The organism is Streptosporangium sp. H13245 (assembly GCF_055690525.1).
In genome coordinates, this window is the sequence record NZ_JBSZKT010000033.1 from 71,806 (window position 1) to 84,338 (window position 12,533).

At 71.0% G+C, this 12,533-nt stretch carries 13 protein-coding genes and 1 tRNA gene; 6 read left to right on the forward strand and 8 right to left on the reverse strand.

Annotated elements, in window-relative coordinates; translation table 11 throughout:
• Window positions 1-598 precede the first annotated feature (598 nt).
• The 3 genes from ACW9TB_RS31365 to ACW9TB_RS31375 all read left to right on the forward strand — a co-directional run bounded on the left by ACW9TB_RS31365 (window position 599) and on the right by ACW9TB_RS31375 (window position 4,106).
• Window positions 599-1,984 carry a selenium-binding protein SBP56-related protein gene (locus ACW9TB_RS31365; RefSeq protein WP_472751706.1) on the forward strand — a complete coding sequence of 462 codons (1,386 nt, stop codon included), beginning with the start codon at window positions 599-601 and terminating at the stop codon, window positions 1,982-1,984.
• A gap of 58 nt (window positions 1,985-2,042) precedes the next feature.
• On the forward strand, window positions 2,043-2,687 hold the full coding sequence (locus tag ACW9TB_RS31370) for a hypothetical protein (protein WP_472751707.1): 645 nt from the start codon (window positions 2,043-2,045) through the stop codon (window positions 2,685-2,687).
• A 171-nt stretch (window positions 2,688-2,858) separates the two neighbouring features.
• Complete coding sequence (locus tag ACW9TB_RS31375) at window positions 2,859-4,106, forward strand: serpin family protein (protein WP_472751708.1); 1,248 nt, start codon at window positions 2,859-2,861, stop codon at window positions 4,104-4,106.
• A gap of 27 nt (window positions 4,107-4,133) precedes the next feature.
• Here ACW9TB_RS31375 and ACW9TB_RS31380 read toward each other — a convergent pair whose 3' ends face one another.
• The 3 genes from ACW9TB_RS31380 to ACW9TB_RS31390 form a co-directional block, all read right to left on the reverse strand.
• A complete protein-coding gene (locus tag ACW9TB_RS31380; RefSeq protein ID WP_472751709.1) occupies window positions 4,134-4,967 on the reverse strand; it encodes an SCO6745 family protein in 834 nt (277 codons plus the stop codon).
• Window positions 4,968-5,087: 120 nt separating this feature from the next.
• Window positions 5,088-5,240 carry a hypothetical protein gene (locus tag ACW9TB_RS31385; protein ID WP_472751710.1) on the reverse strand — a complete coding sequence of 51 codons (153 nt, stop codon included), beginning with the start codon at window positions 5,238-5,240 and terminating at the stop codon, window positions 5,088-5,090.
• Complete coding sequence (locus ACW9TB_RS31390) at window positions 5,216-5,500, reverse strand: hypothetical protein (RefSeq protein ID WP_472751711.1); 285 nt, start codon at window positions 5,498-5,500, stop codon at window positions 5,216-5,218. Before ACW9TB_RS31390 ends, ACW9TB_RS31385 begins: the two co-directional genes overlap by 25 nt.
• 119 nt (window positions 5,501-5,619) lie before the next feature.
• Between ACW9TB_RS31390 and ACW9TB_RS31395 the strand changes: the two genes are divergently transcribed.
• Window positions 5,620-6,444 carry a MerR family transcriptional regulator gene (locus ACW9TB_RS31395; protein ID WP_472751712.1) on the forward strand — a complete coding sequence of 275 codons (825 nt, stop codon included), beginning with the start codon at window positions 5,620-5,622 and terminating at the stop codon, window positions 6,442-6,444.
• Between the two features lie 67 nt (window positions 6,445-6,511).
• On the opposite strand, the gene ACW9TB_RS31400 is transcribed toward ACW9TB_RS31395, so the two are convergent.
• From ACW9TB_RS31400 to ACW9TB_RS31410, 3 genes are all read right to left on the reverse strand, one after another.
• Entirely contained in the window at window positions 6,512-6,949 is a 438-nt protein-coding gene (locus ACW9TB_RS31400) for an SRPBCC family protein (RefSeq protein WP_472751713.1), read from the reverse strand.
• On the reverse strand, window positions 6,946-7,866 hold the full coding sequence (locus ACW9TB_RS31405; RefSeq protein WP_472751714.1) for an oxidoreductase: 921 nt from the start codon (window positions 7,864-7,866) through the stop codon (window positions 6,946-6,948). Before ACW9TB_RS31405 ends, ACW9TB_RS31400 begins: the two co-directional genes overlap by 4 nt.
• Before the next feature lie 208 nt (window positions 7,867-8,074).
• A complete protein-coding gene (locus ACW9TB_RS31410) occupies window positions 8,075-8,992 on the reverse strand; it encodes a diacylglycerol/lipid kinase family protein (protein ID WP_472751715.1) in 918 nt (305 codons plus the stop codon).
• 199 nt (window positions 8,993-9,191) lie between these two features.
• On the opposite strand from ACW9TB_RS31410, the gene ACW9TB_RS31415 reads away from it, so the two are divergent.
• Entirely contained in the window at window positions 9,192-9,689 is a 498-nt protein-coding gene (locus tag ACW9TB_RS31415; RefSeq protein ID WP_472751716.1) for a hypothetical protein, read from the forward strand.
• A gap of 281 nt (window positions 9,690-9,970) precedes the next feature.
• Here ACW9TB_RS31415 and ACW9TB_RS31420 read toward each other — a convergent pair.
• Window positions 9,971-10,043, reverse strand: a tRNA-Ala gene (locus ACW9TB_RS31420).
• Between the two features lie 19 nt (window positions 10,044-10,062).
• Entirely contained in the window at window positions 10,063-11,493 is a 1,431-nt protein-coding gene (locus ACW9TB_RS31425) for an MFS transporter (protein ID WP_472751717.1), read from the reverse strand.
• A gap of 109 nt (window positions 11,494-11,602) precedes the next feature.
• Here ACW9TB_RS31425 and sigJ point away from each other — a divergent pair, with 109 nt between their 5' ends.
• Window positions 11,603-12,487 carry an RNA polymerase sigma factor SigJ gene (sigJ, locus tag ACW9TB_RS31430; protein ID WP_472751718.1) on the forward strand — a complete coding sequence of 295 codons (885 nt, stop codon included), beginning with the start codon at window positions 11,603-11,605 and terminating at the stop codon, window positions 12,485-12,487.
• Window positions 12,488-12,533 lie beyond the last annotated feature (46 nt).

Genomic DNA, 12,533 nt, shown 5'->3' on the forward strand with positions numbered 1-12,533 from the left:
CTCAGGGCCCGATCGGACCTCAGGGCCCGCAGGGACCGCCCGGACCTCCCGGACCGGGGACGCTCAGTGGCACGGTTATCGGTTACCCGGTCGTCACTGCCCACGTTGTCAGGGGACAGATTGTCAGAGGACCGATTGTCTGGGGTGCTCCTACGGGCGTCTGCACGCCCGTGAGGATGTGCTGAGGTTTTCCGGAGTCTCGGGAAAACAGGTCGATTGACGTACCCCGGCCCGGCGGTTCACTCCGAAGGTCTTCAGGACCGGAAAAGTGAAACGGGGCGGGTGACCGTCAAGTGAAAAACGGAGAGGTGCGGGGCATAACGCCCCGCACCTCTCCGCCTGTCCAAAACTCCCAACGAAACCCCAGCCAAAACCCCCTACCAAAGTCCCTCGCCAAAATCCTCCGCTGAAAGCTTTTACCGGAAGATCTCGCGACCAGGCCCCCCATGTTCCCCGGTCCGCGAACCGGGAGGGCCGGGCGACCGGACGTGCCCCCCGCCCGTCCACGACGGTCACACACCATGACCTCTGGACAACAGACAGTTTTCCTACAAGATTAGTAGGATATCGGTTCCGGCTACGAGTTCAGGAGTCCACCGTGGCGCTTATCCAGCCCGACCCCACCTTCTACCCGTCAGCCCGCGAGGCCATGGCGGCCCCGAAGGAGGAGCTCGCCTACGTCGCGCTGCTCGCCACGTCCGGCGACGACCGGCCCGACGGGCTGGCCACGATCGACCTGTCGGACGGGTCGATCGCCGACGTGCACGACATGTCCGTCCCCGGCGACGAGCTGCATCACTTCGGCTGGAACGTGTGCAGCGCGGCCCTGTGCCCGTACGCGCCACACCCGCACGTCGAGCGACGCTACCTGGTCCTTCCCGGTCTGAGGTCCAGCAGGATCTACATTTTCGATGTCAAGGACGACCCCTGGCGCCCCAAGCTGATCAAGACGATCGAGCCGGAGACCATCTTCGAGAAGACCGGCTACAGCCGCCCGCACACCGTCCACTGCGGTACCGACGCCATCTACGTCAGCGCGCTCGGCAACGTGGACGGCGACGCGCCCGGCGGGGTGTTCACGCTCGACCACGACACCTTCGAGCCCAAGGGCCGCTGGGAGGCCGACCGGGGATCGCAGCGGTTGCACTACGACTTCTGGTGGCACCTCGGGCACGACACGATGATCTCCAGCGAGTGGGGCACGCCCAACCAGATCGAGCCCGGACCCTCGCTGGAGCTTCTGGTCGGCCGGAAGTACGGCCACCGGCTGCACGTCTGGGACCTGGCCAAGCGCAGGCACCTCCAGGAGATCGACCTGGGCGACGAGCACCAGATGGCCCTGGAGCTCCGGCCCGCCCACGACCCGACCAAGACCTACGGCTTCGTCAACACCGTGATCAACGTCGAGGACCTGTCGGCCAACATCTTCACCTGGTACCTGGAGGACGGTGTCTGGAAGGCCCGCAAGACGATCACGATTCCGGCCGAGCCCGCCGACCCCGACCTGCTGCCCGAGCCGCTCAAGCAGTTCGGCGCGGTACCACCGCTGGTCAGCGACATCTCGCTCACCCTCGACGACCGGATCCTGCTCGTCTCCGCGTGGGGCACCGGCGAGCTCAAGGCGTACGACGTCTCCGACCCGTTCGCGCCGCGCGAGACCGGGTCGGTCCGGATCGGCGGGATCGCCAGGCGCGACGGGCACCCGGCGGCTCCGGGCCGGGCGCTGAACGGGGGGCCGCAGATGGTCGAGGCGAGCAGGGACGGACGGCGGGTCTATTTCACCAACTCGCTCTACCGGTCCTGGGACGACGTCTTCTACCCCGACGGCATCTCCGGCTGGATGGCGAAGGTGGACGTCGCCGACGACGGTTCGATCGCCCTCGATCCGGGCTTCTTCGTCGACTTCGCCTCCGACGGCCGCCGCGCGCACCAGATCCGTCTGCAGGGCGGCGACTCCTCCTCCGACTCCTACTGCTTCCCATGACCCCGGCCGCGGGCCCACCGGGCCCCGCTGTCTTCCCACTTCCCGCGAGGCGTGCCCGATGGATCTGACGTCCCTGCTCGTCCTGGCCGGGCTCGGTGCCTTCCACGGCCTGAACCCGGCCATGGGCTGGCTCTTCGCGGTCGCGCTCGGGCTGCAGGAGCGCTCGCGCGACGGCGTGCTGCGCGCGCTGCCGCCCATCGTGCTCGGCCACGCGGGCTCGGTGCTGGCCACGCTCGGGCTGGTGTCCGCGGCCCGGCTGGCCGCTCCGCCGAAAGCGGTCTCGTACGGTGTGGCGGCCGTGGTGTGCGGGTTCGGTCTCTGGCGGCTGCTGAGGCGGCGCCATCCCCGCTGGGTCGGCATGAAGGTGACGCAGTGGCAGCTGGCCGGGTGGTCGTTCCTGATGGCCACCGCCCACGGGGCCGGGCTGATGGTGCTCCCGGTCACCCTGCACGGCGGACACGGGGGACATGGGAGCCACGGGGGTCACGGAGGGCACGAGGGGCACGACGCCGCCGCGCTGGCCTCGCAGAGCCTGCTGGCGACCGGGGTGCACACGGTGTCCATGCTGGTGACGACCACCGTCCTGGCCCTGGTCGTCTACGAGCGGCTGGGCGTGGCGGTGCTCCGCAGGGCGTGGTTCAACCTCGACCTCGCCTGGGCCGTCGCCCTCATCGGGGCGGGCGCCTTCGCCGCGTTCTCCTGATGCCACCCGGCCCGCGAGCCGAACACCACACTCACACACCGCCCGGCCCGCGCACCGGACACCGAACTCACACACCGCCCGGCGCACGAACCAGGCACACGAACCCGGCCCGCGAGCCGGACGCCGGGCGCACCGGGTGAACCGCCCGGCGGTGGCGTACGTCTCAGGAGCATGCGCCGACTGTTACCCGCACTGCTCGCCGTCGCCGCCCTCTCGGCGTGTGCCATGACCGAGTCCAGCGCGATCACCGCGAAGGGGGTGAAGCGGGAGGTCCCGAAGAACCCGCCGGTCGCGGAGACCGTACGCGGCCTGACCTCCTTCGGGCACGCCCTGTTCGCCGCGATCGCGAAACCCGGGGCCAACACCGTCCTGTCGCCCCTGAGCATCGGTTACGCCTTCGGCCTGGCGAGGGCGGGAGCCGCCGGAGACACCGCCACCGAACTCGACACGGTCTTCGGCTTCCCCTCCGGGGGGCCGCACACCGCTCTCAACGCGCTCACCCGGCAGATCGTCACGACCGACGACCCGCCGCCGCCCCCCGGCCCGGACGCGGAACGGGACGCCCAGGCGGGCGCGCCCGAGCCACCGGTCGTGAGCATCGCCAACGAGCTGTTCACCCAGGAGGGGCTGAGCGTCAAGCCCGGTTTCCTGCGTACGCTCGCGGCGCAGTACGGCACAGGCGTGCGCCAGGTGGACTTCGCCGGGAACGCCACCGAGGTCATCAACGCCTGGGCCGAGGAGCGGACCGCCGGGCGGATCAGGAAGGTGTTCGACGACCTGCCCGCGAGGACCAAGCTGGTCATCGCCAACGCCGTCTACCTCAAGGCCGACTGGACGATCCCGTTCACCGACGCGCCTGAGGAGGGCGCCACCTTCACCCGCGCGGACGGTACGACCACCCGCACGACCCTGATGCGCCGTGAGAGCTTCCTCCCGTACGCGGCGGGACCCGGCTGGCAGGCCGTGGAGCTGCGCTACGCCGGAGACGAGCTGGCCATGTGGGTCCTCGTGCCGCGAGCGGGCGGCTCCCCCGGCGACCTGCTCTCCCCCGACGTGATGGCGAAGGTGGCCGCCGGGCTCGGGGAGCGGCCGGTGCGGCTCGCCATGCCCCGCTGGGACTTCTCCACGAGCCTCGCCCTGACGGAACCGCTCGCGAGACTGGGGCTGCGGGCGAACGACTACTCGGGGATGACCGACGGAGCCTTCCTCGACCAGGCGGTCCACCGCGCCAACATCACCGTGGACGAGTGGGGTACCGAGGCCGCCGCGGTCACCGGTCTCGTCTTCCCCGTGTCGGGCCCGCCCCCGCCGGAGGCCGTGGTCCGCGCCGACCACCCGTTCGCCTTCGCGATCGTCCACCGGCCGACGCTGACCCCGCTGTTCATCGGCCAGGTCGGCGACCCGTCCGCGAAAGACTGAACCGGGAGACGCGAAAGCCCGGCGGGCTCAGAAGGAAGGGGTGAGCAGGCCGTTGTCCACCACGGCCCGGCCGAAGGGGCGGGCCAGCTCGGCCAGGCGGGCCAGCTCGTCGTCGGAGAGCGCGGCGTACGCGGGCAGCGCCAGCTCGTCGGTGCGGTCCTCGATCCGCTGCCTGAGCGCCGCGCCCTCCTCGGTGAGCTCGTCACCGGCCAGCAGGCCGCGCCCGCGCAGCCTCTCCTCGGCCGCGCTCCACTCCTCCTCCGGCCAGTCGCGGCTGAGCTTGAGGAACACCGTGGGGACGTGCCCGGTCGCGGCGTGCAGGACCAGCGCGTCCAACGGGCCGACGCCCTCGGTGAGCAGAGCCGCGACGTGCCCGTCACCCCGGAACTCGCGAAGCAGCGTCTGGGCGTGCCAGAGCCGCGGGAGCGGCTCCGAGGGCCAGGGCAGCGTGGCGTGCGCGGCGAACAGCGGGCGCCCCTGGGGGTGCTCGCACGCCCGCTCCGCGGCGCGGACGGCGAGCTCCGTCGTCTCGGCGAGGGTGTCGATCTCGTGGATCCCGGCCCGGCGCAGGGCCGCCCCGGCGGCTTCCAGACGGGCCGCGAGCAGCTTCTCCGGGGTCGTGACCTGCCACGCGGCGGGAAGCGCACGCCGTACGAGGGCGGGGTGGAAGTTGTAGAAGGTCGCGATGACCAGCTCGGCGGAGGCGGTGCCGAAGGCCGCGGCGCGGGAGGCGAAGTAGCCCGCGCGGCTGTCGAGACCGAGCGCGGCGTAGCGCTCGGTGGCCTCGGGCACGAAATAGATCATCCCGTGGACGGGCTCCAGACGGCGCCAGGATTGACGGGCGAGCCGGACGTCGGTCATCACGCCTCCAGGGAGTCAATGAAACGGGCCGTTCGGCCGGGGTCCTCGGTCTCGCCACCGGACAGGGTCTCGAACCGACCGGTCAGTATCCGGAAACCTAACCCTACTCGCCAGTAGCCGTCAACGGCGGCGTACCACGAAGACCCCCCAGCCGAGGTGCCGCCTGCCGTACTCGACGTGCGAGCGCTCCAGGAAGCCGCGCACCCCCTCGGCCTCCGGGTCGCCGGGATTGTCACGCGGCCAGTCGCTCAGCGTCCACCACCGGCTCGCCACGTAGCGGTCCCAGCTGTCCTGGTCGGCGCGGACCATCTCCAGCGCCTCGACCCCGCCACCTCGAACCGGTCGAGCGTCCCGGCCAGGGAGGTGAAGTCGTCCGGGCCGACGCCGAACGACGCGTACGCCTCCGCGGGCGGCTCGGAGTGCCGGTACGGCTCGCCGACGAGGAGGATCCCGTCGCCCCTCAGCGCGGGGAGCATCAGCTTGACCGTCCCCTCCGGCCCGCCGCCGATGCAGGTCGCCCCGGGGCAGGACACGACGTCGAACGCCCCCGCCGCCTCACGGGAGCGCGCCCCGGCAGAGGCGGGACCGACCCGCAGAGACGAGGTCCGGGGTTGCGGCTGACACGGTGTCAGCCCCTATACCTGGAAGCACCATGTTCAGTATCGGAGAGTTCTCCCAGCTCGGCCAGGTGTCGGTGCGCATGTTGCGCCACTACGACGCGATCGGCCTGCTCCGGCCCGCCCACGTCGAACCGGGCAGCGGACACCGCTTCTACCGGGCCGACCAGTTGTCGCGGCTCAACCGCGTCATCGCCCTGAAGGACCTCGGCTTCACCCTGCGCCAGATCGGCTCGATCCTCGACAAGCGGGTCGACGCCGCGGAGCTGTACGGGATGCTGCGGCTACGCCGCGCCGAGCTGGAGGAGCGGATCGCGGCGGACACGGCCCGGCTCCTCCGGGTGGAGGTACGGCTCACGACGATCACCAAGGAAGGTCACATGCACCCCGAAGAGGTTCTTCTCAAGCCGATCCCCTCGACGCGCGTGGCGGAGCTCACCGCCGTCGCCGACAGCTACGACGGCGAGGACATCGGCCCCGTCATCCAGCCGCTCTTCGCCGACCTGTGCCGTCGCGTCGACGCCGCCGGGGTGCGGATCACCGGATACGGCATCGCCCGCTACGAGCCCGAGGCCGACGGCCGGGTGACCGTGCACGCCGGGCTGGAGGTCGCCGCGGAGACGGGCGACGGCCACGACTTCGCGGTCGTGGACCTGCCCGAGATCGAGCAGGCCGCCACGATCATCCACCGGGGCTCGATGGAGAAGGTGGGACCGACGTTCCAGACGCTGGCCCACTGGATCGACGAGCACGGCTACCGCGGTGTCGGGCTGGCCAGGGAGGTCTCCATCGACTGCCCCCAGGGCGACTACGACAACTGGGTGACCGAACTGCAGATGACGGTCACCCGGACGGGATGACCGCGGACGGCGGTCACGGGAAGACGTCCACGCGTGAGACACCGACGACCGTCACCCGTGGGCGACGTCACGCGTCCGTGGTGACCAGCTCGCTGAGGCGGCGGACGTTCTGCTGGAGCCTGCGCCTGAGCATGCGTTCGAGAATGGGGGCGCGCAGGCGCATCAGGCCGGGGAGCCTGACCCGGAACCACATGGTCACCAGGCACCGGTCGTCGCCCAGGGGCGCGACCGACCTGCCGCCCTCGACGTCGATCCCCGACGTCCCCCGCCAGACGAACTCCCTCCCGGGCACCACCGAGGTCACCAGGCCGCTGATGTAGAAGCCGCGTCCGGCCAGGCGCATCGTCTCGTCGGTGGTGGTGCCCGGGATGACGATTCCCGGCGGGTCGGGCGCCATCGTGGTCACGCCCGCGCGCCACCGGGGGTCCTGGCCGAAGTCGGCGATGATCCGCCATACCTCGGCCGCGGGGTGGGCTATCTCCATCGACACCCTCAGCTCGATCACAGCTCGTACACGGTCCCCGTCAGCCGCTCGGACTCCGCCCACAGGCGGGCCTGGGCGGCGGTGTCGTACGAGGCGGGGCTGGAACGGACGGGCACGGGGTGGCCGCGCAGCCCGCCAGGTCCCGACGGGCCGTAGTACTCGCCGCCGCGCGCGCCGGGGTCGACGGCCGCGCGCAGGGTCGGCAGCGCGCCCATCCTCGGGGTCTGCATGACGAACGAGCCCACGGTGGCCATCAGAGCCCGCTGCGTCCGCGACATGTTGCGGCTGAGCTCGGTGACGGAGACCCCCGGGTGGGCGGCGAGCGCGACCGTCCCCGCCCCTGCGGCGGCGAGCCTGCGCTGGAGCTCGTACGTGAACATCAGGTTCGCCAGCTTGGAGCGGCCGTAGGCGGCGGACGCGTTGTAGGAGCGCTCGGACGGCGGCTCGCCGGAGTCGATCCTGCCCCGCAGGTGGGCGACGCTCGCGACGGTGACGACGCGGGAGCCGGGGACCGGCAGGAGGCGGTCCAGGAGCAGGCCGGTGAGGGCGAAGTGGCCGAGGTGGTTGGTGCCGAACTGCAGCTCGAAGCCCTCCGCGGTACGGCCGAACGGCGGGAACATCACTCCGGCGTTGTTCACCAGGAGGTCCAGCCGCCCGTGGCGGTCGCGGAACTCCCCCGCCGCCTTCCGTACCGACCCCAGGGACGCCAGGTCGAGGTGGAGCACCTCGACTCCCGCGCCGGGGGCGGCTCCCGCGCGGATGCGGTCCGCCGCGCCGTCCGCCCTGCCGGTGTCGCGGCAGGCGATCACCACGGTCGCCCCGCGTGCGGCGAGCACCTGGGCGGTCTCCAGGCCGAGGCCGGTGTTGGCACCGGTGACCAGGACGACCCGACCCGACTGCTCGGGGACGTCGGCCTCCGTCCAGTGGCTATCGGCCATCGACCCGCTCTTTTCTATTAAGCGAAATTAGTCGATAAACCATACCGAATCTGTATTTGTCATGAATGTTAACTAAAAGGGGGATTTTCGAGTCGGCTCGACAACCGTACCCGGCCACCGCGCACCGGCCGTGCGCGGTGGCCCGCGATAACCGCTGGTCAGAGCCGGTGCTCCGGGGGCGCGACCGGGCCGGAAGGGCGTCCCGCGATCACGGCTGCCCGGAGTCCTCGGACTCCGGGACGCGGACGGTGATGCCGCCGGGCACGACCTTGGCCCTGAGCTCGGTGACGGTACCCTTGGCGCCGCCGTCCAGCTCGTAGGTCATGGGAGTGGCGAACGTGGCGGTCACCTTGCGCGCCCGGGACATCCGGACGAACGGCGACTCGTCGGACCGCCCCACGCTCATCCGGCCGAGCACGCGGGCCCACTGGATCGGCCCCGTCGCGGTGGTCACGCCGATCTCCAGCCATCCGTCGTCGGGACGCGCGTCGTCGAACGCCTCGATGCCGCCGGTGATGGTGCCGACGTTGCCCAGCAGCAGGCAGCTCGCCTCGCCCTCGAACCACGTCACCCCGTCGATCTTGACCTCCATCCGCACGAGCTCCCCCCGGACGTGGCGCAGCCCCGTCCAGACGTACGCCACGCGCCCGAGGCGGTCCTTCAGCCCACGGTCGGCGTCCTCGATCATCGCCGCGTCGAAGCCGACCCCGGCCATGACGGCGAAGTGCTCCCCGTTGACCTTTCCGAGGTCCAGTTTCCTGCTCTCGCCGTGGAAGGCGATGTGCACGGCCTTGGGCAGGTCCTCGGGGATGCCCAGGTTCTGCGCGAAGAGGTTGGCCGTCCCCGCGGGGAGGATGCCGACCGGGACGCCGGAGCCCGCGAGCGTGTCCACGCAGCGCTGCACCATGCCGTCGCCACCCCACACCAGGACCAGGTCGGCCCCTTCCTTCAGCGCCTTCTTCGCCTTCTTCGGCGCCTTCTTGCTCTTGGGCACCTCGTACCAGAGCAGCTCGCCGACACCCTCGTCGGCGAGGAGCCTGCGCAGCTCGTCCAGCCCGCCGCCGAACGTCTTCTTCTGGTGGGCGATCACCGCGACCGTGCCGACCTTCTGCTTCCGGGGCAGCATCTGACCTCCTGTAGCACCACGTCGGATACGCCGACGGCTGCCCCCACCCCGGAGCGGCAAACGTCGGCGCCCGCGCGGAAGCGGGCACCTTTCACCGCCCCTCCCCCAGCTCGTGCCCCGTTTCCCCCGTTTCCCGGACGCCCATCCGGTTCGACCAATCGGTGATCAACAGTTCCCGGAAGTCACTATCGTCACCCCCATGGAGCAACTGGCGTTCGCCTCGACCACCCTGGTCACCTTCAAGGACAGGACCTACCGCTGGGTGGACGTGAAGCACTTCCACGTCACCACCGGGCAGGACGACGAACCGCTGCTCACCGAGCTGCTCTCCCACCAGCTGTACCGGGACGACTACCTGGGCTCCGACCCGCGCGGGGAGGACGCGCCGGTGCACGGCCCCTACCGCCTCGACGCGCTCTCGGCGGCCTCGTTCGAGGAGGTCGACGAGGAGACCGCCTGCGCCACGATCCGCACCTGGTCCGGCAGGTACGCCGACCTGCCCGAGACGGTCGCCCACGACCTCGAGGCCGAGGTCTACCCGCTGATCCGCGCGGCCACCTCCCGCTACCGCCTCCGCGACCTCGACGAGACGGCCCGCGACGACGACCTGGGATGGATCCTCGGCGAGTTCCACGAACTCGTCCTGATCAACCGGAACGAGGACTCCCTGACCGTCATCGTCGCCTCCGACGACTGACCACATCCCGCGGTCACACCCCCCGCACCGGCTCCGATCGCATCACTTCAAACGTCGGGAGCACCGGTCAGCGGTTTGTCACCGGCGAGCCACCGCCCAACCATGAGACGGCCCCTGAGCGAAGCGAAGCGGGTCCCACCCCCGAGCGAAGCGAGGGAGGGGGCGCGGGGGCGGAGCCCCCGCACCGGGGGGCTCGGGGGGTCGCCCCCCCGTGTGAACGACGAAGGGGCCCGCGGGAAGCAGGCTTTCTGCCTGCGAACAGCGGACCCCAGTCACCGAAGTGGAGCTATGGGGATTCGAACCCCAGACCTCCTCCATGCCATGGAGGCGCGCTACCAGCTGCGCCATAGCCCCTTGCGATGCAGATGAAATCCTAACCGATTCGGGACAGTCCTCGCGCCCTCATTCCGGTCGCGAGCGCGACGGCCGCGGAGCCCACGGCGCTCACGGTGATGATGCCGAAGGAGATCACGTACGCGTCGCGGGAGGGGACGGAGGTTCCGGCGATGGTGATCGAGGTGAGGAGCGCGGAGGTCGCGGCGCCGGAGACGCTGCCCCCGATGGAGCGGACCAGGGAGTTGATGCCGCTGGCGATGCCGCTCTGGTCCATGGGCACGTGCTGCACCGCGAGCGCCCCCAGCGCGGCGTAGCCGATGCCGAACCCCAGCCCCTGTACGGCGTTGGAGCCGACCAGGTGGAGCACCGAGTCGTTGAAGAGGGTGAACCAGCCGAATCCGACCGCGCACAGGCCCGCGCCGAGGGCGAGGGAGTAGGCGGGGCCGAGCCGGGTGGAGAGGCGGCCCGCCATGAAGGAGGCGAGCAGCATGGTCACGGTGCTGGGCAGGGCGTAGACGCCGACGTCGAGGACCGACCCGCCGAAGCCGTACCCGGCGGACGGGGGCGTCTGGATGAAGCTGGAGATCAGGGTGAAGGAGCCGAACATGGCGAAGCCCAGGAGCATCGAGGCCAGGTTGGCCGGCAGGGACCGGGGCCCGACGAGCAGGTGCAGCCGGATCATCGGCGCCCTGAGCCGCATCTGGCTGACGACCCACGCGGCGCAGAACACGGCCGCGCCCGCGAACAGCCCGACGACGACTCCCGAGCCCCAGCCCCAGTCGTTGCCCTTGGAGATCGCCAGCAGCAGGCAGACGAGCCAGACGGACAGCAGCGCCGCGCCGACGAGGTCGGGGCGGCCCCCGGCCCCGGCGCCGCTGTCGTGGACGCTGAGCGCGATGAGGACGACCGCGGCCGCGCCGAGCCCCGCGGTGATCCAGAAGACCGGGTGGTGGCTGGGGGTGCGGTCGGCGATCAGACCGGTGACGATCATGCCGAGGCTGCCGCCGACGCCCATGGTGGCGCTGACCACCCCGATCGCCGTCATCACCCTGGCCTGCGGGAAGGTGTCCTTGATCATGCCGATGGCCAGCGGGATGAGCGCGGCCGACGTGCCCTGCAGGGCCCGCCCGGCGATCAGCACGGGAAGGGAGCCGGACAGGGCGCAGACCACCGAGCCCAGGACGAGCAGGCCGACGGTGAACAGGATCATCCGCCTCTTGCCGTACATGTCGCCGAGGCGTGACAGCAGCGGCGTGGCCACCGCGGCGGCGAGCAGCGAGGCGGTGAAGACCCAGGTGACCTCGGCCACCGACGCGCCGAAGGTGGCCATCAGCCGGGGCAGCAGCGGGATGACCACGGTCTGCTGGACGGACGCGACCATCCCGGCCGTGGAGAGCGCCACCAGGGTGAGCCAGAGATGTCTGGTCTGCCGCGTGGCGCCCGGTTCGGCGAGGGTTGTTCCCGTCACTACCCGCTCCTTCAGCGTCGACTTCCGCCCTCGCATGGTAGAGGGTGGCTGTAAACAGCCGTTTACCGGGTCATGTCACGCCGGGGCGCCGTGGTACGTCTATACCCCTATGGCCGTTGAGCGTTTCGAGCAGCACCGCGACCTGCTGACCGGGGTCGCCTACCGGATCCTGGGCAGCGTGACCGACGCCGAGGACGTCGTCCAGGAGGCGTGGCTGCGCTGGTCGGGCGTCGACGTCTCCCGGGTGGAGGACGACCGGTCGTACCTGGTCACGGTGGTGACGCGACTCTCCGTCGACCGGCTGCGGCGGGTGAGGGCCCAGCGTGAGGCCTACGTCGGGTCGTGGCTGCCGGAGCTGGTCGTCACCCCGGACGTGGCCGAGCACGCCGAGCTGGCCGACTCGGTGGAGCTGGCGCTGCTCGTGGTGCTGGAGACCCTGTCCCCGCTGGAGCGCGCGGTGTTCGTGCTGCGGGAGGCGTTCGGCATGCCGTACGCGGAGATCGGCGAGATGATCGAGCGCAGCGAGGCGGCGACCCGGCAGCTCGCCCGGCGCGGCAGGGAGCACGTCCGGGAGGGCAGGCCGAGGTTCGAGGTGGACCGGGCGCTGCGGCGCAGGCTCACCGAGCGGTTCGCCGAGGCGGCCGTGGGCGGCGACCTGGGGGCGCTGACCGCGATGCTCGCCGGGGACGCGTCACTGGTCAGCGACGGCGGCGGCAGGGCCAAGGCCCCGCTTCGGGTCATCACGGGCGCGGACAGGGTGGCGCGTTTCCTGTCCTCGGTCGCGTCCGAGAACCGCGCGCGGACCTTCATGGAGAGCATCGGCGCCGGACCGGTCTCCGGACTCGGCGTGGAGATCGCGGAGGTGAACGGCGGGCCGGCCGTGCTGGTGACCGCGGAGGGACGGCCGATCACCGTGTTCTCCCTGGTCGTCGAGGACGGCCTGATCCAGACCGTCTTCCTGGTGGCGAACCCGGACAAGCTCTCCCATCTCTGATGTCCCCGTGGATGTCACGAACGGCGTCCCCCGATCCGTCGTACGG